Source organism: Parabacteroides sp. AM58-2XD, from assembly GCF_003463685.1.
Taxonomy (GTDB): domain Bacteria; phylum Bacteroidota; class Bacteroidia; order Bacteroidales; family Tannerellaceae; genus Parabacteroides; species Parabacteroides segnis.
Window position 1 is genome coordinate 15387 of record NZ_QSDP01000042.1, and the last position, 22172, is coordinate 37558.

A 22172-nucleotide genomic window follows, 5' to 3' on the forward strand; every position below is an offset into this window, starting at 1 on the left:
CCCTTTTTCGAATTTGTCTGCAATATTATGTTTTTATTACATATTTTATGGGAGAAGACCAGACTTTCTTCCTATTTACTATATAAAAAGGCGGGCTCTCGCAAGTCCGCCTTTTCGAATGTTTAACCCTTTATACTAACTATGGTATCGATCCGATCATTGATGCTCGGACCGTAGTAAGTCGTTGACAGTCTTTACCGGATTGAAAGTCTCGATAGGGACTTCTACAAATACGGTATTCCAGTCGCTCATTGCACCATTCCACAAACCGGGAAGTTCCAATGCCTCAAATCGCGACCATCTTTACTCTTGTAAGAGATGAAACCGGTATTTTTATCTACATAATCAGGCAGATTATATTTCTCTCCTTTATGATTCTTCAATGCACATACCAGGTCAACCGGATTGAAGTGGGTGCCTTGTTCGAACATCGCTTTCTTTGCAGGATCTTTCAGGTCGATCTGCGAACTTTCCAGAATCTGCGGAGAGACAGTGCCATCCGGATTCTGTGCCAGGAACGGACCGCCGCCCGGTTCGCCTACATTCTTCACCATACCGCAAACACGCAACGGACGGAGCAGTTTACTCTTGATATAGAGAATCAGTTCGGCATCTTCCAGCAACTTCGTATCCGGATTCTTGATACACAGGTCATCCTGCAGGAAATGAATCATTTCTTCCACCTGGTCATGTGAATATTTTCCTGTTTCGATCAGATTCAGATAATTGAATATACGTTCCTGCAAAGTAACCAACACACCGGCTATCACTTTCTTAAAGATAACAGTCGAACATTTGAAACTGTCGGGAACGACATTGTCGATATTCTTTACGAAAACGACATCGGCATCGATATCATTAAGATTCTCGATCAAAGCACCATGACCACCCGGACGGAACAACAATTTTCCATTCTTGTCGCGGAAAGGATTGTTTTCCATATCGGCGGCAACCGTATCCGTACTCGGCTTCTGTACACTGAAAGAAAGATCATAGCCTACCGAGAACTTTTCTTCGTATGCCTGTTTCTTTTCTGATACCAACTGTTCAAACAAAGCCTTATGTTCGGGAGATACGGTAAAATGGATATTTACTTCACCGGCATTGTTCTTGGCATACATGGCACCTTCAGCCAGATGTTCTTCCATGGCAGTACGGATCGTTTCGCCTGCACGGTGAAACAACAACAGACCTTTAGGCAACTGTCCGTAATTCAAACCTTTGGCATCCAGCAAATTGAAAACTACCGCCTTATAATTGCCGGCAGCGATCAGTGCCGGAATATCCTTTTCTTCGTTTGCCAGGCAAACGGCATTCAATGCATTATAAAAAGCGAAACGGGTAATCTCGCTAAAGAATTTCTTTTCAAAATCACTGGTCGGCACATCGTAAGAGGCTGACAGAAACTCGTACAGGTTCTTAAACATACGGCTGGCAGCACCCGAAGCAGGTACAAATTTCAGGATCCGTTTATTTTTAGCAAGATAGGCATCCCACGCATCCATATAAGTTGCCTGGTCCTCCTGCGATACAACCATTATACCTTTTTCTACTGATGCGGATGCGGCTATTTCCAGATAAGGGAAACCTTTGACGAAACAGGCCAGTTGTTCTTCAATCTGCTGTTCGCTGATTCCTTTATCAGCCAATTGCTTTAAATCGTTTGCGTTTAACATAGTATATCTTTTAAAATTAGTACTCTTCGCATTGTGACATAGCATTTTCCGTCTATGCTTCTCGCAAATGTATAAAAATACTGTTAGAATAGCATTGATATTCGAGGAAAAAAGATACTTTTACAGTATGTTTTACCGCCTGTCCTCAAATGGGCAGTAAAAAAGAAGATGCAACTATGGACATACAACCATTCTTTACGGAAGAAGAAAGAAAAGATTTCTTCTCAAAATACAGACAATTGGTACGTAGCCTCTACTCCTTTTTACATAGAGAGGATATACGGAAAATGAGAGAGTTGATGCAGCGCGTTGTCGCACTCGACTGTTACGGAAGAGACAAGAACGGCATCAACGGATTGATTCGCAATATTAATACTGCACTGATCGCAACAACGGAGATCGGGCTGAAACGGACTTCGGTCATCGCCCTCCTGCTCTATCGCCCGGTGCTGAAAAAGGTTATTACACTGGAAGAGGTCGAAAAGACGTTCGACGCAGATGTCACGCTGATCATTCAGCGCCTGCTGAAGACTTCCGATCTGTATGCCCGCAATACGGCCGTCAATTCTGAGAACTTCCATCACCTGCTCTTTTCTTTTGCAGAAGACGTCAGGGTGATACTGATTATGATTGCCGACCGCCTCTGCCTGATGCGCTTGGGCAAACAGTTGAAAGAGGACGACCGCCTGCGGCTCGCCACCGAGGCTTCATATCTGTATGCTCCCCTGGCCCATCGCCTGGGGTTATATACGATAAAGAGCGAACTCGAAGATCTGTCGCTGAAATACACCGATCCCAAACAGTATGATTTCATCAAGAAAAAGCTGAACGAGACCAAACGTTCACGCGACATTTATATAGCCGAATTCATTGCACCTATCAAGAAAAAGTTGCAGGAAACCGGCTTACAGTTCGATATCAAAGGACGTACCAAATCCATCCACTCGATCAACAACAAGTTGAAAAAGCAGAAGATCGAGTTTGAAGGTATATACGATCTGTTCGCGATCCGTGTCGTGCTGGATACTCCGCTTGAAAAAGAGCGTTCGGAATGCTGGCAGGTATATTCGATCATTACCGACATGTACCAGCCGAACCCCAACCGTATGAAAGACTGGATTTCCATTCCGAAGACGAATGGATACGAGAGCCTGCATATCACGGTCATGGGCCCGCAAAACAAATGGGTGGAAGTGCAGATCCGTACCCGCCGGATGGATGAGATCGCTGAACGCGGACTGGCAGCTCACTGGAAATACAAAGGCGTGAAAGCCGAAAGCGGACTGGACGAATTCCTCAATACCGTACGTGCCGCCCTGGAAGAGAAGGAGAACAACCCGCTCGACCTGATGCAGGATTTCAAGATGGACCTGTATAAGGACGAAATCTATGTCTTCACACCGACCGGCGAACTGATCAAACTGGCGAAAGGGGCCACCGTGCTCGACTTTGCCTTTGCCATCCATTCAAAGCTGGGATGCAAATGCGTTTCCGCCAAGGTAAATGAAAAGAACGTACCTATTAAATATGTACTGAACAACGGAGATACGGTTTCGGTCATCACCTCTCCAGCCCAGACGCCTAAACGCGACTGGCTGAACATCGTCATCACCTCCAAAGCCCGTGTAAAGATCAAGCAGGCCCTCCGTGAAGAGACAGCCAAAGCGGTCGACTTTGCCAAGGAGATGCTCCAACGCCGTTTCAAAAACCGGAAGATCGAGATGGAAGAACCTCATCTGATGCGTTACATCAAGAAGAAAGGATTCAAGACCGTCACCGACTTCTACATCGAAATAGCCGAAGAACGCCTCGACCCGAACAATGTGATCGATGAATATCAGGAGTTTGTCCGCAAGGAAACCGAGACCAACGACCGTTCGGAAACCCGCAGTGCCGGCGAATACATCACGACCACCGAAGTGGAGGAAATATCCACCAACAAGGATGTTCTGGTAATCGACAAGAACCTGACAGGGATTGAATACAAGTTGGCAAAATGCTGCAACCCGATCTATGGCGACGAAGTATTCGGATTCGTTTCTACCCAGGGCATCAAGATCCACCGGATGGATTGCCCGAACGCGCAGGAGATGTTCAGCCGTTTCGGTTACCGCATCATCCGTGCAAAATGGAGCGGAAAAGGCGACAACGGATATGTGGTAACCCTTCGCGTTGTCGGTAGGGACGATATCGCGATCGTCACCAACATCACCTCGGTGATCGGAAAAGAGAATGGCGTCACGCTCCGTTCGTTGAACATAGATTCGGTAGACGGGATATTCCAGGGTAACTTTGCCGTACTGGTGAGAGATACCAATTCGCTGAATATGCTGGTCAAGAAAATAAAATCAGTCAAAGGAGTCAAGACGGTAGACCGCCTGAATTCATAAAAAAAAGGCTCGCCATAACGGTCGAGCCTTTTTCTTTTTTTACAATCAAATAATTAATACTAAAGTAATAAAATAAAGTTCTTTGTATTTTTACCTTAAAAACATTTTCTGTTATTCACTTTTAAATTGATAGACAAAGATAAATCTTTTTGTTCAACTATTAAACGTATTACCGCCCGTCAGACGAACCCCAACGGTTATTGAACAAAAAGATTTATTTTAAGGACAAAATCAGTCTTTTGCCTGATGCACCGTCAGTTGCGGGAACGGGAACCCGATACCTTCAGCATTGAAGGTTGCATAAATAGCTTTATTGGTATCAAAATAAACGCCCCAGTAATCGGAACTTTTTACCCATACACGCACAACGACATTGACACTGCTATCGGCCAGCGCACTCAAGGCTATGAAAGGAGCCGGTTCGTTCAAAACACGTGCATCCTGTGCAAGAACGGATTCGATCACTCTCTTAACATGCTCGTAATCGCTCCCGTATTCCACACCGAAAGTCCATTCCACACGACGCGTCGGCTCATTACCGATATTGGTTACCACCCCGCTGCTCAATGAGCCGTTCGGAATAAAAATATTTTTATTGTCTGCCGTAAGCAAAATAGTATGGAAAATCTGAATCTCCCTCACCGTACCGCCTACACCCTGCGATTCGATATAATCGCCCACCTTATACGGCTTGAACAAAAGGATAATCAACCCGCCGGCAAAGTTCGACAGGTTTCCGCTCAACGCCATACCGATAGCGACACCGGCAGAAGCAAGCAATGCTGCGAATGAAGTCGTCTGTACTCCCAACGCCCCTACAACGGAAATGATCAACAGGATCATCAACGTAACATTCACCAGACTTCCTACAAATGTTTTAACAGACGGATCAAAATCACGTTTCGTTAAAATACGGCGAACAAGTTTGTTAATCATGCGGATAATAAACCGTCCTACAACGAAAACAATGATAGCTTTAATAATTGTCCACCCTAAATGACTACCCTGCTCTATCAGGGAATTGATAAAACCTTCCAATTTCGGATTGGATGCCAACACATCTAATAATATCATATTTCTATCTATTTTAATTAAACACTTTTATCTTATAACAATCAAAGCATCGAAAAGTCTTATAAAATGTGGCAAAGGTATAAAGTTTTTTTAATCCGGCGGCAGAACAAGATATTTGCGTAGCTTTGCGACGATCAAATAACAGATAAAAACAAGAGAATGAGATTACTGCTGATATTCATCACTTTTATCCTGGCAACAACTAACTGTTTTGCCCAATCGTATGAGGAACTGATTGAAAAAAGTTACGACTTTCTGGATAAGAAAGATCTGGTGTCTGCCGAAGAAAGCCTGAGGGCCGCCATGCGTCTGGAGCCGGGAAACCCTATGAACTATGCCTTGTTGACAAACCTCGGAAGTATCCAGCGCCGCCAGGGCAAGCTCCAAGATGCGCTGCTTTCCTATACGGCCGCACTCAGCGGACGTCCCAACAATCCGACTATCCTGGAGAACCGCGCCTCTCTCTACTCCGAGTTGGGAGAAACGGAGAAAGCGCTGAATGATTACGATGCCTTACTGATCGTGGAACCGACAAACGAAGAGGCTCTTTACTGTCGCGGACTGATCTATATCCAAAAGAAGAATTATATCTGGGCGGAGCAGGATTTCGATAAAATACTTGAAATGAACGAAAAGTCCGTCCGTGCCCGTCTGGGACATGCCATTCTTGAAAAGATGCGTGGTAACTATGAGGAAAGTGAAAGAATCTTCAACTACCTGATCAGCCAGATGCCCCGTGACTGGCTGTTGTATGAAGGTCGTGCCGATGTGTACTTCATGATGGGCAAGAACGCCCGCGCCATGGCAGATATTAACAAGGTATTTATTGAAAGTACTCCCAGCGCTTCCCTGTATGTGCTGAGAGGGAAAGTGAAGCTGGCCCAGTATGAAAAAGAATCCGCCGCAAAAGATTTCCTGAAAGCACAGGAAATGGGCTATGACCAAACAATCATTGACGAGTTGATGAAGATGACAAAATAAGAATCTATTTAGAAAGTTTTGAGCTATCTGCCAATTATAGGATGAGCCAGTTAGTGACGGTGTCTTCAGGCTGTAGGCCTGTAACAAACTAGCCCAGGGTTCTAACCCTGGGTTCCTTTGAATCCTTTTCTTTTTGAGGCACCCTGTAGGGGTGCAACAAGGTAGAAAGGGTTGATATTTATCTTGTACCGCCCCTACAGGGCGGAAAGGCAGGAGTAAGTTTTCATAAACCCAGGGTTAGAACCCTGGGCTGGTTTGTTAAAGCCTTACAGGCTTACATTGACACCGTAAGGGCGGTTCGCGAACGCCCTTACCAACGACGCTACATTCATATTTGATAAATTCCAAACCTATTATTTTTTCGCAATATATTCAGCAATCCAGTCCCCTACTTCGCTGGTCTTGTAGGCTTTGCCATTTTCAGCGATATCTTCGGTTACAATATTGGCATCCATGGAAGCAGCAACGGCTTCGCGGATCAATGCACCTTCTTCCATCAGGTTGAAAGCATATTCGAACATTAAGGCGGCACTTAGGATAGTAGCCAGCGGATTGGCTATATTCTTTCCGGCAGCCTGCGGATAAGAACCGTGGATCGGTTCGAACACGGAAGTATGCACACCGATAGAAGCAGAAGGCAGCATGCCTAATGAACCGGTAATTACCGAAGCCTCGTCTGTCAGGATATCACCGAACATGTTTTCGGTAACCATCACGTCGAAACTCTTCGGCCATTGAACCAGACGCATAGCGGCGTTGTCGACAAACATATATTCTGTCTCCACATCCGGATATTCCTTTTCGATCTCCTGTGCTACCTGACGCCACAGACGAGAAGTAGCCAACACATTCGCCTTATCGACTACCGTTACTTTCTTGCGGCGTTTCTGTGCATACTGATAAGCCAGGCGAACGATACGTTCGATCTCTTCACGGGTATAAACACAGGTATCATAAGCCGTGTTTCCATCTTCGCTTCTACCTGCGGACGACCGAAATACATACCGCCTGTCAATTCGCGGATACACATAAAGTCTGCTCCCTCGATCAGTTCGGCACGAAGCGGAGATTTATGCAACAGCGACGGGAACGTTGTCACCGGGCGGATATTGGCAAAAAGTCCCAGTTTCTTGCGCATTCCCAGCAGTCCTTGTTCGGGGCGTACCTTTGCGGAAGGGTTATTATCATATTTCGGAGACCGATCGCACCAAAATAAACGGCGTCGCTCTGCATACAAAGTTCGTGCGTTTCATCCGGATACGGGTTGCCGGTCTCATCGATGGCAACCGCTCCCACCAGAGCGTGTTTGTAACTTAGTTCGTGGCCATATTTTTCGCATACGGCTTTAACGGCTTTCATGCCTTGTTCTACAATCTCGGGACCGATACCGTCGCCGGGAAGGACTGCGATGTTTAATTTCATTTCAGTTTGTTATTTTAGTCTCTTTTAAATAGCACATATTTGGGTTCCATAGGGACGTAGCTATCATCGTCCCACAGGGTGCTCGTAATCATCAGGTCGGCACTGTAACGGTTACAAGCAATGGGTACATTATGAACACGACACTGGCGAAGCAACATCTGAATATCAGCCTCGTGCGGTTGCGCGTTCAGGTCATCGATCAGGAAGACCGCCAGATCCACCTCCTTGCGTACCACCATGGCGGCAATTTCTGCATCACCACCTAACGGCCCGGAATGCATACAGATTACTTCGGCAGCAATACCTTTCTCGTCGAAAGCATTACGTATCAGTCCGCCGGTTGTACCGGTACATACTAAAAGATGGTGGGAAAGGAATTCTGCATTGTGTACAGCCCATTCTACCATGTCAGCTTTACGATTGTCGTGCGCTACCAGCGCAATGGTCAGTTTTCTGTTCATAACTAATACCTCCTATATTTATTGTTCAATCTTATTCAGCATCTTCAGCGTCGCCTTGATGGCGGCTTCCGTCTGGTCGGCATCGAGGCCGCGGGTTTTGAAATCTATCCCGGCATAATTCCAGCTGATGATCGTCTGCACAAAGGCATCGGTACGACCTCCGGGGGGAATGGATACGGAATAGTTCGTCAGCATCGGGAACGGGCGGCCCAGATCGGAATAAATCTTGCGAAGGGCACGGACGAACGCGTCGTACTGGCCGTCGCCGGATGCGGATTCCTCGTATGCCTCGCCGTCGATCTCTATTTTCAGCGTGGCTACCGGCCTCAGTCCCTGCGCCAAAGATAAGGAATAATTTAATATACGGATACGTTGGTCTGCCATTGTATCATGGTGAAGGACATCACTGATGATATAAGGCAGGTCTTCCGTCGTCACCATTTCCTTCTTGTCACCCAGTTCGATGATCTTTTCGGTGATCTTGCGCATGGACTCGTCGTCCACGTCGATTCCCAACGATTCCAGGTTCATGCGGATATTCGCCTTGCCGGAAGTCTTTCCGAGGGCATATTCGCGGACACGGCCGAAACGTTCGGGGATCAGGTCGTTGCAATACAGGTTGTTTTTGCTATCGCCATCGGCATGGACGCCGGCACATTGCGTGAAGACATGTTCACCGATGATCGGACGGTTCGGGGCGATATGGATGCCGGAATAGGTCTCGACCAGGCGGCTTGCGGCATTGATCTTCTCTTCCCGCACGCTGGTCTGACCGTTCAGATGATCTTTTATCACAGCGATCACACTGCTGAGCGGTGCATTTCCCGCTCGTTCGCCCAGACCGTTGATCGTGGTGTGGACACCGTGTATTCCTGCCCGGACTGCCGAATAGACATTGGCTACCGCCAGGTCGTAATCGTTGTGGGCATGGAAATCAAAATGAAGCCCGGGATAATGTTCGAGCATCTGTTTGCAGAACTCGTACGTATTGCCCGGATTCAGGATACCCAACGTATCAGGCAGCATAAAACGTCGGATCGGCAGGTCTTTCAACGCATCGATCAGCTGGAAGACATAATCGGGGGAGTTTTTGATCCCGTTCGACCAGTCTTCCAGATACATATTAACCTCAATACCTTTTTCGGTAGCCAGCGATACAACAGAACGGATATCTGCAATATGCTGTTCGGGCAATTTGCGGAGTTGTTCGGTTACGTGTTTATACGAACCTTTACAGAGAAGGTTTACCACACGACAACCGGCCGATTCGATCCAGTTGAGCGAGGCGTCGCCATCCACAAAGCCCAATACTTCGAGCTTATGCAGATTTCCGGTACGTTCGGCCCAGGCAGCCACTCGCTTCACGGCTTCGAACTCTCCGTCCGATACGCGAGCAGAGGCAATCTCCACGCGGTTTACTCCCAGATCCCCCAACAGCATCTGCGCAATACTGAGCTTTTCGTGAGCCGCAAAAGAGACACCCGATGTTTGTTCCCCGTCCCGAAGGGTTGTATCCATTATTTCTACCATCTTACTTTCTATTTGCTTCGTACGCTTCTATCTTCGACTTATTAGCCAGCAGGTAATCGATATCGTCCAAGCCATTTACCAGGCAATCTTTTTTATAGGCATTGATGTCAAAGGATTCGCTTTTGCCGGTTGCGTTGTTGGTAATTGTCTGCGCGGGCAGGTCGATTGTCAACGTTGCTTCCGGATCGGCTTCGACAGAAGCAAATATCTCCGCCAGGAACTCCGGAGAAACAACAACCGGAACAAGGCCGTTGTTCATCGAATTGTTCTTGAAGATATCGGCGAAGAAACTGCTGACTACCGCCCGGAAACCATATCCGGCAATCGCCCAGGCAGCATGTTCGCGACTGGAACCGCTACCGAAGTTCTTCCCGGCAACAAGAATCTGACCTTTATAAGTATCCTGGTTCAATACAAAGTTGGGATTAGGGTTACCGGCCTTGTCATAACGCCAGTCGCGGAAAAGATTATCTCCGAAACCCTCGCGTGTGGTCGCTTTCAGGAAGCGGGCCGGGATGATCTGGTCTGTGTCGACATTTTCCAAAGGAAGGGGGACACAGGTCGATGTTACTATCGTGAATTTTTCTTTCATTTCGTTCTCTTGATTTTTCAGTTCGTAATCTTATTACATTAAATCTCTCGGATCGGTGATCTTACCCGTCACTGCCGCAGCCGCTGCAACCAACGGTCCGGCCAGGATGGTACGTGCACCCGGTCCCTGACGGCCCTCGAAGTTACGATTTGAAGTAGATACGGCATATTTGCCTGCCGGAACCTTATCTTCATTCATGGCCAAGCAAGCCGAGCAACCCGGCTGACGCAGTTCGAAACCAGCTTCCGTCAACACCTTATCGATACCTTCCGCACGGATCTGGCGTTCCACCTGCCAGCTGCCCGGAACCAGCCATACGATCACATCGTCGGCCTTTTTCTTTCCTTTCACCAGGGAGGCAAAAGCACGGAAATCCTCGATACGGCCGTTCGTACAACTTCCCAGGAAGACATAGTCGATCTTTTTGCCCAATACAGGTTCACCGGCGGTGAAGCCCATATAGTCCAGAGATTTCTTATAAGAGATACGGCCGGCTTCGTCTACGCTCTCCATCGTCGGGATGTTTTCGCGGATGCCCATTCCCATTCCCGGATTGGTTCCGTATGTAACCATCGGGTCGATATCTTCTGCATGGAAAACGATTTCCTTGTCGAATTTAGCATCGGGATCGCTGTACAGTTCACGCCATTCAGCCAGTTTCTTTTCCCAGGCTTCGGCACGGGGAGAAAATTCACGGTCTTTCAGATAGTCGAAAGTGACCTGGTCGGGAGCGATCATACCACCGCGAGCACCCATTTCAATAGACAGGTTGCAGATGGTCAGACGTTCTTCCATCGTTGTGTTGCGGATAGCTTCGCCGGCATATTCAACGAAATAACCGGTAGCGCCGCCTGTCGTCATCTTACTTATAATGTATAGGGCGAAATCTTTTGCCGTTACACCCGGTTTGCGCCGGCCGTCGATGGTGATACGCATCGTCTTCGGCTTGCGCTGCATAATACACTGAGTAGCCAATGTCATTTCTACCTCGCTGGTACCGATACCGAAAGCAATTGCACCCATGGCACCGTGGGTAGAAGTATGAGAGTCACCGCAAACGATCGTCATACCCGGCTGAGTCAGGCCAGTTTCCGGTCCTACTACATGGATAATACCGTTTTTGGGGTGTTGCAGACCGTAATAAGTCAGGTTGAAATCCTTCGCATTCTTTTCCAATGTATCCACCTGGTTTTTGGAAACAGGGTCTTCGATCGGTTTCTCCTGGTTCAATGTCGGAATATTATGGTCCGGCATACAAGTAATCTGCTCCGGTCGGAAGGCTTCAGGCCACGGGCACGTAACCCCGCAAATGCCTGCGGACTGGTTACTTCATGGCAGAACAGACGGTCGATGTAAAACTGGATCGTTCCGTCGGGCAGGGTATCCACCACATGTTTCTCCCAAATCTTTTCGAATAATGTCTTGCTCATTGCTAATTATGTATTATGTTATTTTACGAACTTGTTGATTGCGTCGATAAAGGCTTCTACGGAAGCAGCGATGATATCGGTATTGGCAGCAAAACCGTAGTAATTGTTTCCGTCGTATTCCACCTGCATATGGACTTTACCCATGTCGTCGCTACCTTTATTAATAGCCTGGATGAGAAATTCCTGGATGGTCATCGTACGATGGATAATCGACTTCACGGCTTTGATGGCAGCATCGACAGGGCCGTTACCGGCAGCGGCAGCCTGGAACTTCTCACCGGCGATATTCAAGCAGACGCTGGCGACAGACTGTAAACCGACACCCGATGTAACCTGCAAATATTCCAGTTTGATACGGTGCATGGCTGTGCGGTCTTTTCCGGCCAACATCAACACGTCGTCGTCATTAATATCTTTCTTGCGGTCAGCCAGTTTCAGGAATTCCTGATATACCTTATCCAGTTTTTCCTGGTCCAGTTCCACACCTAAAACACTCAGGCGGTGTTTCAATGCGGCACGTCCGCTACGGGCAGTCAATACGATTGCGTTATCGTCGATACCGACATCTTTCGGGTCGATAATCTCATAGCTTTCACGGTTTTTCAATACACCGTCCTGGTGGATACCGGAAGAATGGGCGAAAGCATTACGTCCGACAATCGCCTTGTTCGGCTGAACCGGCATGTTCATCAAGCTGGAAACCGTACGGCTGATGCCATAGATTTTGGTTGTGTTTATATTGGTTTCGATACCACGTTCTTTGTGGCTGCGGAAGATCATGGCTACTTCTTCCAGCGAAGTATTACCGGCACGTTCGCCGATACCGTTGATGGTCACTTCCACCTGACGGGCACCGTTCAGGACCCCCTGCACGGTATTGGCAGTTGCCATACCCAGGTCATTATGGCAATGAGTGGAGATGATTGCATGCTGGATGCCGTCCACATGTTCCATCAGATATTTGATCTTTGCGCCATATTCGTCAGGCAGACAGTAACCGGTCGTATCCGGGATATTCACAACGGTTGCACCCGCTTTGATCACCGCCTCCACGACACGTGCCAGATAGGCATTGTCCGTACGTCCGGCATCTTCGCAGTAGAATTCTACGTCTTCCACATATCTTTTGGCATACTTGGTGGCAGCGATGGCACGCTCCAGTATCTCGTCCTGGTTGGAGTTGAACTTATAACGGATATGGTAATCGGAAGTACCGATACCGGTATGGATACGTCCGCGTTTGGCGAACTTCAATGCTTCGGCAGCCACATCTATATCTTTTTCAACCGCACGGGTCAAAGCACAGATAGTCGGCCAGGTAACGGCCTTGGATATTTCAACCACACTGTTGAAATCGCCCGGACTCGATACAGGGAATCCAGCCTCAATCACATCGACGCCCAGCTCTTCGAGTGCTCTGGCAACCTGAATCTTTTCAATACTGTTTAACTGGCAACCTGGCACTTGCTCACCATCCCGTAATGTGGTGTCGAAAATAAATAATCTGTCTGACATAGTTCTTATCGTCTTAAATTTGTTAATATTCTTTTGTTCATTCATAAAAAAAGCCTCTCTCACAAGGAAGTGAGAAAGGCTCTTTAATATCTTCATGCATCAGAAAAACACGTACAGTCTCACTTCCTATCCCGTTCCCAGAGTAGAATAATGTTTAGAGAAATAATGAGACTATTTGCTATGTTCTGTTTCATTGTCATTTTTATTTAACGCTGCAAAGATACAGCCTTTTTCTAAACCACCAAATATAAAACGATATTTTTTACACATATTATCTTATAAACTGAAAGAGGAAAGGCTTTCGAATTAATAAATCATTACTCAAACTCCCTTCCTATAGCAGTCTCCCACCTATCCTACCCTGATAATCGGTATATCCAGCAGGAATGCGATTTTCTCCAGTTTATCTACCTGATGTCCAAGCCCTATCGCACAATGATGGGAAGGGCCTGCCTTGCTCCATGCGTCGATAAAAGCACGGGCACCACAAGCAAAACGATAGCGGCTGTTCGTATTTCCAATCTTCAAAGTCGGTCCTTCCACCGATTCTCCTTCGGCTGCCAGCAGGAAAACGCCGTCTTTCCCTTCGCAGACGGACAACAAAGTAACAGGGCCATGTTTGACCGTCATCTGGATAGACAATCCTTTACCCGGTTTGCCATGATAAACCGGAAGCGGCACCAACCGGACTTTTCCTTCCGCTATGGTAAAATGAGCCGGACCGTCATGCCCCAGCATAACGATATCATCCTTGAAATCGAGGGCATAAAATTCAGAAAAAGAGCCGCCTGCTCCCAACAAAGACATGATCTTCATTGCCTGTACATTCTTCACTTCACATTCGCCGGCAACAGGGATCTCGCGTCCGGTCAACAACGTGTTCCCGGCAATGACGGAAGTCACGATATTCTCATAGTCATTTCCGGCATAGCTTCATAATAATAGGCCATCGAACCCAGATCGTGCGCATCGATCAGCCTGTCAAGGGCTATGGATGTCCGGGCGGCACGTTCCAGCTCACCGGCTTCGCATTGCTCGTCAATCTCAAAACAAGCATTGAATTCATCCAGTTTGTCTTTTACATCTTCATCGGTAACATTGTCACGGTAGGCTTTCAGTTCGCACATCTCCACGATTTCCACATGCGTACCGAAAACAGACGACTGCCGGGTCAAGTCGGTATACACATCGAGCATCCCGCAATAATAATGGCCCAGGATTCCCATGCGGTTATTCTTCATCCCATTTACCACACGGGCGGCATCGATCCAGCCGTTTATCTGCTTCCACACATATTCTTCCTGCAAATAGCCGCTTACGATTTCATAAGGAATACCGGCGCGGTTGAACACGCTAGCAAATTCAGGTACGGAACAGGCCTGGCAATGTGCCAGCCATTCACCTGTCATTTTTCCCCTGTCACCCAAGCCGTTTATATATTCATAGTCGATTGCCGCAACGGGCTGGATATTCAAGAGAATAACCGGGACTTTCACACGCTGGGCCAACGGAAGGACCGTCGAAGATAAAGCGTAGGTAGAAATAAAGACAAACAGAAGGCTGATCTCTTCCTTCTTCAGATCTTCCGCTGCCTCAACAGCTTTTACCGGGTTATCAGCAATTCCGGCGTTAACGACTTCAGTGTCCCGACGGGACATCTCCGATGCGATCCAGTCCTGGTATCCGCAAAGACGTGTGTATAATCCTTCAAATTGGGGCCAATACGTATCCAGGCCCAGTCCAATCAGGCCGATTTTAGTTTTTCCTGTTTTCATGGTATCTATTTTTCTATTATAAAATGTTATCAATAAGGAATACGGACGAATGCCTTTCTATCGGTAATGTAACCGTTGTCGTTTCCATACCGGAAACACGTTTATGTTCATATGCCACCTTCATCCGCTGTCCGGTATGAGGGTTCAATAAGACAGGTTTCAGCTTCCCCCGCAACACGACATTTACCTGATAGGGTTGATCTTTCAAATTGGCAAAATAATAAACAGACTGATTTTTCAGTTCCTTATGTATGTAATTCAATTCATGCCCTGCTTCAAAGGCCACATCAGGAACAGGATAGGAATCTTCGATTGCTGTCTTTAATGCATCCGGTCCTGGTTTCTCTACGAAAAAGGCTTTACCCGCAGTTGCGTAGGAAGCATTCACACCTAATATACGGGAAATGATCTCTTTCACCTCCTTGTCCTGTCCCGGTTCTACCGATTTTTCCGGCAACTGGGTTGTAAATATGACATTCCCCCCGGATTTAAAGAAAGACTCGACCTGTCGTAAAGCCGTTAACGATATTGTTTTTACTCCGGGAATAATAATCAACCGGAAAGTTTCTTTGTTCACCTGATTATCGAGGTGCAACAGTCCTTTTTTCACACGGCATTTTGTAGACAAGACCTCCGGATGCAGATAAGTGAAATCACGCCCGAGAGTATCAGTCAATAAAGCCGAGACATGTGTATAATCCGTATTCGGGATCATTACCCCGCCTTCATAAAATCCCAGTTCCCCGTCCATCACATGTTCTCCCTGAAGAGATTCGATCGGGTAAAGGACTGCTATATCGGCAACATGTCTTCCTTCCTGCTGCAAAATATAGTTGAGACGTGACAGGAACTTATTAAATGCCGGAAGTGAGTCCCGGTATAGTTCGTTCCGCCAAGATAACTCAGGCAGAAAAGTAACATGCTGATCGTTATACCAGACAGCATGAGGGATAAGCGTATTGACCCCTTTCGTATATTGTTCCATGGCTATGTGGTAAAGCTCTTTTACACTGATATTCCCCATAGCACCGTATGTTTCGGACATTACCTGGCGTTTGTCCCAGTTATAGGCAGAAGAAGAAACCACTTTATAAAACAATTCGGTCGGACGGCCTCCGCCAATCTTGTCAATACCGGGAATCCCCATATATTTCCCGCACAACATCAAGTCACCTGAAGTACCCACCGGATTCGCAATCTCTTCCTGATCCTGATGGCCGGTAGAGTAAATATCATGGGCAGAAGCCCATTCACCGATTATTTTCATAAAACCTTCGGAATACAAATGGGCACGCAAGCCAAACAGACGGTTTCGCGCAGATTGCGTTTCCTCCCCGATGTCATACCATAATGCCGGATACAACAATTCGGGGGATTCCCCGTAACGGGAGATAAATTTGTCGTTAAACGCGTCTGTCCAGATACGTCCCTTAGCCCGGTACAGGGTCGGTTCATCGAAAAAAGTTTCTATGATCGTATTCCCGAAATAGGGAGAGAAACGGTCATAATATGCCTGATGAGTTTCTTTTACAAACAGCCTGACGGCTTCTGGGTCCAGATAATCCACATTCGGATCGCCATCTTTCACACAGACGAAAAACATGATCTTCCAGGCCCCTTCCGGAACTTTCCAGTTGAGTTTGCCGGAACGGATATGTTGTTTCAGTGAAATCCGATGCTTCGTCAGCGTGTCCATTGCAACGACCGACATCAGTTTTCCGGCAGGAACGACCTGCTCGAATGATTCGCCGGCAGCTACTTTATACTCCACTTTATCCAGCCGCTTGATTGTGGCATTCGGATATTTGTTCATAAAACGAGGTACCCCATCCGCATTGATGGCTCCCATACTTCCACTCGGAAAGCCATACTCATCATACAGGGACATATGCACATCCAGCTTCCTGGCTTCCTCTATAATCTTGCCATAAAGATTGAAATAATCGTCAGATAGATATTCAGGTTTGAAATCTTGCCCAAAAGGAAGGATTGCACAACCGCCATACCCATCTTTTCGGATCATCTGACGGAATTGGTCCAGCAATTCGTTTTCATTGACCGTCGCATTATTCCAAAACCATAAAGGAACAGGCTTGTATTTATTCTCTGGATTTACAAAAGCCGACTCACTGACCTGGGCAGATACTCCAAACGAGACAAAACACATACATATGACAAAGAAAATACCTTTCATTAAAGATTCTATTTAGGTTATACAATGATTACCGTTTTTATGATTGCACAAATATAGAACCTCTGCTTCAACAGGTTATTTTCAAAACTGATTCTATTCTTCCTATTTTTGATAGTTCAGCCGGAAGGGGGATTGGTTTGTATAAGATTATAATTTATATTTGTCCTCTAAAGAGTCAACCTCTAATAATATACTCGATTTTACTCTGATACAATGACCGAAAAGTATAATACTTTCACGATTCTATATGAACAGCAATATGAACGTTTATTTCGTTTTGCCCTTCATTTTGTACCTGATCATGAAGATTGTGAAGATATACTGGCCGATGTCTTTGTTGCTATTTGGGAGAACTGGGATACATTGAAAAAAATAGACAACCTCAACTCTTATCTTTTTACATCCGTCAAGAACAGATGCCTGAAGTTTCTAAACAAACAAAATCATTTTGAAGAATATATCGAATATCTGCATATCCATTTAAGCATCGATTCAACCACTCCGGAGTCTCTCCTGCATTCGGGCGAAATGACAGGGATAATAGAAAACGCACTGAATCAACTCCCCCAACGATGTAAACTGATCTTCCTAATGTTGAAGGAAGAGAATCTTAAATACAAAGAAGTAGCCGATATCCTGGGTATTTCTGAAAAGACAGTGCAAGCTCAACAAATCATTGCTAAAAAGAAACTGACAGAGATTGTCAGACATTACATAAATGAATAGTAAACATACATATTAGTTAACAAATACTAAACACCAACTTTCCTTTAGGCATAAATGATTGTTTCCGGATTCTATATATAAAAACGTAGAATTATGAACAATCAAGAACAATCATGGAAGGGTCTACCCGAAGAACAACTTACCGATAAGCTGGCCGGACAAATACGCAGCCAGGCAGACCCGGAAGCGATTCGGAAAAGAAAAAGGAGTGTTCAGGATAAAATATTTATACAAATACAGCAACGAAAAAAACAAAAAGAACGAAGAATCCTTTTTGTGTCGATTGCAGCTTCCCTGCTCGTGTTATTTACCATCGGATATAACCTTTTGACAGGCAGTCATAGTAGTGAACAAATAGCCTGGATCGAAATATCCACCCCCAAAGGAGTACGCGATTCGGTATTATTGTCCGATGGCAGTAAAATATTTTTGAATGGAGGATCCGACTTGAAATATCCCCGGCAGTTCACAGGAGATACACGTGAAGTGTCTTTCACCGGAGAAGGTTATTTTGAGATTGCGAAGAATGCAAAGAAACCATTTTTAATTAACACCGAACTTATCGAAGTTAAAGTTTAGGAACCAAATTCAACCTGAAAGCTTATGCAAACGATATGTCGGTAGAAACAATACTGGAAGAAGGCCGCGTACAAGTGAAACATTCCGCCTCGAATCAGATACTCGATATGAAGCCTAACGACTGTGTAACCTTCAATAAACAAATGAATACATTTTCGACCAAGCAGGTAGATCCCTTAGTGGCTACTATGTGGAGGAGCGGAAAGTATTCTTTTCACTCTACCCCATTCCCTGAATTCGCCCAGACATTGGAAAGAGGGTTTGGTGTAACATTTATCATTGAGAATCCGGATGTGGCCTCCCGCCACTTTACCGGTGAGTTCATACGGGGAGAATCAATCGATGAAATATTGAATATCCTAAAAATAAGTAGTAAGCTGAATTATCAGAAAAAAGATAATATTATCACGATCAGATGAGATAGCAGTAAAGTAATCAGAATATAAACCTAATCTAATATCGCCTATGGTATAACTTCATTAAAAAAAAGAATAGGAAATACCTCCATATTCCCTATTCTCTGCGTTTGCCGAAGCAAACACGTAAACTTAATTAGCAATTAAATTTCTTCACAAAAGTATGAAAAAAAAACAAGACAAGCATCTCGTTTCAGGCATTTATTGTCTTAAATTGAAGCGAATTATGAGAATTACAGCCTTTTATTTAATCTGTTGCGCTTTATATGTTTCAGCGGAAACATATTCGCAAACCAAGGTATTTTCATTTACCATGAAAAATGCAAGCATAGAAGAAGTTCTCTCAGTTATAAAAAAAAGCAGCGAATATTCTTTCTTCTACGAGGATTCCCAAATCGACCTAAGTCCCAAAGTTTCAGTTTCCGCCCGGAAGGAGACTGTTTCAAGTATTTTAGACAAAGTGTTAACTGACAAAAACATCAGCTATAAGATCGAGAACAAACATATTATTCTTTACAAAGCAGAACCTAAGAATCAACAGGCCAGCAATAAAATATCAATAAAAGGCCAGGTATTCGATAAGCAGGAGCCGCCTTCTCCCTGCCGGGTGTTACTATCCAGATAAAAGGTTCTAACCAGGGCGTAGCCACCGATCTGGACGGCCTTTTCCATATCGAAGCCCAACGGGATGATATTCTGATCTTCTCGTATGTCGGTTACAAACCTGTCGAATATGTGGTAAAGCGTCATCAGTCGAACCTGATCATTTCATTGGCCGAAAATATAAGTGCTTTGGAAGAGGTGATCGTAACCGGTTTCACAGAAGAACGTAAACTAAACAGCATTTCCTCTATCTCGCAGGTTAAACTGGATGCAACACTCAATAACAAACCGATCACTTCATTATCACAGGCGCTGCAAGGTGGTGTGACAGGAATTACCGTCACACAATCGACCGGCCTGCCGGGTGGAGATGCGGCAATAATAAAGATCAGAGGCGTTACGATGGGTAACCTGTCTCCACTGGTCCTGGTGGATGGTATCCCTATGAATATGGACAACCTCGATCCCACAACGATTGAAAGTGTCACTGTCTTAAAAGATGCGGCGGCGGCAGCTATTTATGGAGCCCGTGCAGCAAACGGAGTTATCGTGGTAAAAACGAAAAGGGGCCAGCCCGGCAAAATCAAAGTCAGTTACAATGGATACGGTGGCGTGCAAAAAGCAACCTATATGCCTGATTTTGTAAATGCCCCGACTTACATGAGAATGATGAACGAAGCCCACAAGAATAATGGAGGCGACCCGGTTTATTCGGAAGATGCGATACAAAAGACAATCGACCAAAGCGATCCATACAAATACCCCGATACCGACTGGACGGATTTGTTATGGAAAAATGCAACGATACAAAACCATTCGGTATCCGTTTACGGAGGTAGCAGCATTGCCCGTTTTGCCATTACAGGTAATTATATGTCGCAGACTGGTTTTGTCAAAGATTTCACATACGATCGTCTGAACCTCCGCGCAAATACCACCGTCAGTTTACGTGAGAATATCACAGTAGGCGTTGACCTGAATGTGATTCGCGGAACACAGCATAAATGTAGTGTGGACGGAGCTACCGGAGCATTCAATCCTATTAGCTTGCTGTACTGGACACCTCCTACTATCGTGGGTAAATATCTGCAGCGGGAAGGAGACCCCAATGAATACTATGGGAATTACGGTTCAAGCATGAGAAATCCGCTGGCACAAATTGAAAAAGGAGGTTTTACCGAGAACCTGACAGATAATATCAGTGTCAACCTGCAACCCAAATGGGGAATAATACCCGGTTTAAACCTGGCCGGACAATTCAGTTACCAAGTAAACAGCGGTGCAACCAAAGGAGACCGTCGTGCAGTCAACTTTTTCGATTACGATAACGGACAGCTTATTGCCACATGGGGTAACTTTCAGCCTTCCTCCACATGGCGTTCCAGCTATTACTATATAGGGGGAACCGTTGACTATACTAAAACGTTTAATGAAAAACACCGGCTGTTTGTCATTGCCGGAGTAAATGCCGAATTAAACAACAGCGGCGTGTGGGATGAATATGCCATGCAATCATTACTGGCTAAAGCCAATTATACGTACGACGAACGCTATTTGTTTGAAGCAACTATCCGCCGTGACGGATCGTCACGTTTTGGTCCCGGAAATAAGTTCGGTTGGTTCCCGTCCGGAGCTATCGGATGGAATGTGAATAAAGAGGCTTTTTTAAAGGAGGTTGAATGGATAAACAATCTAAAACTAAGAGGTTCATACGGATTATTGGGAAACGAGAATATCGGCGCCTATAAATACCAAAGTACGATCGATCCGAACAACGGCTCCGAACTTATTTTCGGAAATCCGGATATTTCATGGGAAAAGGTATCCATGTTCAACACTGGTGTCGACTTTAGCATTTTCAATAATATGATAGATATCACCTTCGATTATTACGACAAACTAACCTCAGACATTATTTTAAGACCGCCTTTATCATCTGTCGGCGGTATCGGACAATCGGATATCAATGCCGGAGAAATAAGAAACAGAGGTTGGGAATTCAGTATGAATTATATGCAAACCTTCGGGGATTGGAAAGTTTCAGCATTCGGAGGTATATCCCGTAATAAAAATAAGATTGAGAAACTACCCGGAGGTCCTTATGACGGCGGTAGCCATATCGACAAAGAAGGACATGCGTTGAGCAGCCATTACCGGTATGTGTCGAACGGATTATTACAGGAAAGCGATTTCATTCAGCAAAGTGACGGAAGTTACATCCCCAAAGAAGGCATTGTAATCATAGACGGACAACAGCCCGGAGACACCCGTTATATGGACCTTGACGGTGATAATATGATCACGGCTAACGACCGTAAAGTTATGGGAAACGGAGAACCTGATTTCAACTACTTCGCAAACCTGAGTCTGAACTGGAAAAATATTGATTTTGAGATCATGCTACAAGGCGTATCGGGAGTTGATGCCTACTACGGAGGAGCCTTTTCCGATCCGATTGGCAATGCTGCCACTCCACAGACATTCCATCTGGACTATTGGACAAAAGATAATCCGGACGCCCGTTTTCCACGCTTGACACCAACCTCCGGCGAAAACGGCAAATCATCTGATTTCTGGTACTTTGATGCCAGCTACTGCCGGGTAAAATATATCCAGGTAGGATATACGGTCCCTTCTTCTTTTAGCAATAAATACTGGGTATCCAATCTGCGCTTCTTTGTAAATCTTCAGAATCCGTTTACAATAGCTAAAGAAAACAAGATTGACCCTGAAGCCAGAGGAGGAGACAGTACTTATCCTCTGTCAAAAACATATTCCGCAGGTATAAATATTTCATTTTAAAAGGAA

At 45.6% G+C, this 22172-nt stretch carries 14 protein-coding genes and 4 pseudogenes; 7 read left to right on the forward strand and 11 right to left on the reverse strand.

Features of this window, described 5'->3' with window-relative positions:
- Nucleotides 1–156 precede the first annotated feature (156 nt).
- Nucleotides 157–1721: pseudogene (locus DXA15_RS11740) on the reverse strand (DUF4301 family protein).
- A 131-nt stretch (nt 1722–1852) separates the two neighbouring features.
- On the opposite strand from DXA15_RS11740, the gene DXA15_RS11745 reads away from it, so the two are divergent.
- Nucleotides 1853–4066, forward strand: a complete 2214-nt coding sequence (locus tag DXA15_RS11745; RefSeq protein WP_128134136.1) for a bifunctional (p)ppGpp synthetase/guanosine-3',5'-bis(diphosphate) 3'-pyrophosphohydrolase — start codon at nt 1853–1855, stop codon at nt 4064–4066.
- A gap of 231 nt (nt 4067–4297) precedes the next feature.
- On the opposite strand, the gene DXA15_RS11750 is transcribed toward DXA15_RS11745, so the two are convergent.
- Nucleotides 4298–5140 (reverse strand): mechanosensitive ion channel family protein, encoded by an 843-nt coding sequence (locus DXA15_RS11750; protein WP_007654449.1) that lies wholly within the window; start codon nt 5138–5140, stop codon nt 4298–4300.
- 159 nt (nt 5141–5299) lie between these two features.
- Here DXA15_RS11750 and DXA15_RS11755 point away from each other — a divergent pair, with 159 nt between their 5' ends.
- The gene (locus tag DXA15_RS11755) at nt 5300–6121 is read left to right on the forward strand and encodes a tetratricopeptide repeat protein (RefSeq protein ID WP_128134137.1); all 822 of its coding nucleotides are present in this window, start codon (nt 5300–5302) and stop codon (nt 6119–6121) included.
- 353 nt (nt 6122–6474) lie between these two features.
- On the opposite strand, the pseudogene leuB reads toward DXA15_RS11755, so the two are convergent.
- The 8 genes and pseudogenes from leuB to DXA15_RS11795 all read right to left on the reverse strand — a co-directional run bounded on the left by leuB (nt 6475) and on the right by DXA15_RS11795 (nt 17040).
- Nucleotides 6475–7480 (reverse strand): annotated as a pseudogene (leuB, locus tag DXA15_RS11760) (3-isopropylmalate dehydrogenase).
- Between the two features lie 77 nt (nt 7481–7557).
- Nucleotides 7558–8004 (reverse strand): methylglyoxal synthase, encoded by a 447-nt coding sequence (locus DXA15_RS11765; protein ID WP_007654467.1) that lies wholly within the window; start codon nt 8002–8004, stop codon nt 7558–7560.
- A gap of 18 nt (nt 8005–8022) precedes the next feature.
- Nucleotides 8023–9534 (reverse strand): alpha-isopropylmalate synthase regulatory domain-containing protein, encoded by a 1512-nt coding sequence (locus DXA15_RS11770; protein ID WP_128134138.1) that lies wholly within the window; start codon nt 9532–9534, stop codon nt 8023–8025.
- Nucleotide 9535: 1 nt separating this feature from the next.
- Nucleotides 9536–10126, reverse strand: coding sequence for a 3-isopropylmalate dehydratase small subunit (leuD, locus tag DXA15_RS11775; protein WP_128134139.1), 591 nt, complete (start codon nt 10124–10126; stop codon nt 9536–9538).
- A 33-nt stretch (nt 10127–10159) separates the two neighbouring features.
- A pseudogene (gene leuC / locus DXA15_RS11780) lies at nt 10160–11556 on the reverse strand (3-isopropylmalate dehydratase large subunit).
- An 18-nt stretch (nt 11557–11574) separates the two neighbouring features.
- Nucleotides 11575–13071 (reverse strand): 2-isopropylmalate synthase, encoded by a 1497-nt coding sequence (locus DXA15_RS11785; RefSeq protein WP_128134140.1) that lies wholly within the window; start codon nt 13069–13071, stop codon nt 11575–11577.
- Between the two features lie 351 nt (nt 13072–13422).
- Nucleotides 13423–14846, reverse strand: a pseudogene (locus tag DXA15_RS11790) (arabinose isomerase).
- 16 nt (nt 14847–14862) lie between these two features.
- Nucleotides 14863–17040, reverse strand: a complete 2178-nt coding sequence (locus DXA15_RS11795) for a glycosyl hydrolase (protein ID WP_128134141.1) — start codon at nt 17038–17040, stop codon at nt 14863–14865.
- 213 nt (nt 17041–17253) lie between these two features.
- Between DXA15_RS11795 and DXA15_RS11800 the strand changes: the two genes are divergently transcribed.
- The 4 genes from DXA15_RS11800 (at nt 17254) to DXA15_RS27970 (ending at nt 19386) form a co-directional block, all read left to right on the forward strand.
- Nucleotides 17254–17766, forward strand: a complete 513-nt coding sequence (locus tag DXA15_RS11800) for an RNA polymerase sigma factor (protein ID WP_128134142.1) — start codon at nt 17254–17256, stop codon at nt 17764–17766.
- Nucleotides 17767–17859: 93 nt separating this feature from the next.
- The gene (locus DXA15_RS11805) at nt 17860–18345 is read left to right on the forward strand and encodes a FecR family protein (protein WP_128134143.1); all 486 of its coding nucleotides are present in this window, start codon (nt 17860–17862) and stop codon (nt 18343–18345) included.
- 35 nt (nt 18346–18380) lie between these two features.
- Nucleotides 18381–18764, forward strand: coding sequence for a FecR family protein (locus DXA15_RS11810; RefSeq protein ID WP_128134144.1), 384 nt, complete (start codon nt 18381–18383; stop codon nt 18762–18764).
- Nucleotides 18765–19074: 310 nt separating this feature from the next.
- Complete coding sequence (locus DXA15_RS27970; protein ID WP_369683064.1) at nt 19075–19386, forward strand: STN domain-containing protein; 312 nt, start codon at nt 19075–19077, stop codon at nt 19384–19386.
- Here the strand turns inward: DXA15_RS27970 and DXA15_RS26400 are convergent.
- Nucleotides 19296–19511 carry a hypothetical protein gene (locus tag DXA15_RS26400; RefSeq protein ID WP_233567203.1) on the reverse strand — a complete coding sequence of 72 codons (216 nt, stop codon included), beginning with the start codon at nt 19509–19511 and terminating at the stop codon, nt 19296–19298. The genes DXA15_RS27970 and DXA15_RS26400 overlap by 91 nt on opposite strands.
- Between DXA15_RS26400 and DXA15_RS11820 the strand changes: the two genes are divergently transcribed.
- Nucleotides 19416–22166, forward strand: a complete 2751-nt coding sequence (locus tag DXA15_RS11820) for a TonB-dependent receptor (protein WP_233567209.1) — start codon at nt 19416–19418, stop codon at nt 22164–22166. The genes DXA15_RS26400 and DXA15_RS11820 overlap by 96 nt on opposite strands.
- The last annotated feature ends 6 nt before the right edge of the window (nt 22167–22172 follow it).

Coding starts and splice junctions, on each gene's coding strand:
- DXA15_RS11745 (WP_128134136.1), top strand. CDS start 1,853: ATGGACATACAACCATTCTTTACGGAAGAAGAAAGAAAAGATTTCTTC.
- DXA15_RS11750 (WP_007654449.1), bottom strand. CDS start 5,140: ATGATATTATTAGATGTGTTGGCATCCAATCCGAAATTGGAAGGTTTT.
- DXA15_RS11755 (WP_128134137.1), top strand. CDS start 5,300: ATGAGATTACTGCTGATATTCATCACTTTTATCCTGGCAACAACTAAC.
- DXA15_RS11765 (WP_007654467.1), bottom strand. CDS start 8,004: ATGAACAGAAAACTGACCATTGCGCTGGTAGCGCACGACAATCGTAAA.
- DXA15_RS11770 (WP_128134138.1), bottom strand. CDS start 9,534: ATGGTAGAAATAATGGATACAACCCTTCGGGACGGGGAACAAACATCG.
- leuD (WP_128134139.1), bottom strand. CDS start 10,126: ATGAAAGAAAAATTCACGATAGTAACATCGACCTGTGTCCCCCTTCCT.
- DXA15_RS11785 (WP_128134140.1), bottom strand. CDS start 13,071: ATGTCAGACAGATTATTTATTTTCGACACCACATTACGGGATGGTGAG.
- DXA15_RS11795 (WP_128134141.1), bottom strand. CDS start 17,040: ATGAAAGGTATTTTCTTTGTCATATGTATGTGTTTTGTCTCGTTTGGA.
- DXA15_RS11800 (WP_128134142.1), top strand. CDS start 17,254: ATGACCGAAAAGTATAATACTTTCACGATTCTATATGAACAGCAATAT.
- DXA15_RS11805 (WP_128134143.1), top strand. CDS start 17,860: ATGAACAATCAAGAACAATCATGGAAGGGTCTACCCGAAGAACAACTT.
- DXA15_RS11810 (WP_128134144.1), top strand. CDS start 18,381: ATGTCGGTAGAAACAATACTGGAAGAAGGCCGCGTACAAGTGAAACAT.
- DXA15_RS27970 (WP_369683064.1), top strand. CDS start 19,075: ATGAAAAATGCAAGCATAGAAGAAGTTCTCTCAGTTATAAAAAAAAGC.
- DXA15_RS26400 (WP_233567203.1), bottom strand. CDS start 19,511: ATGACGCTTTACCACATATTCGACAGGTTTGTAACCGACATACGAGAA.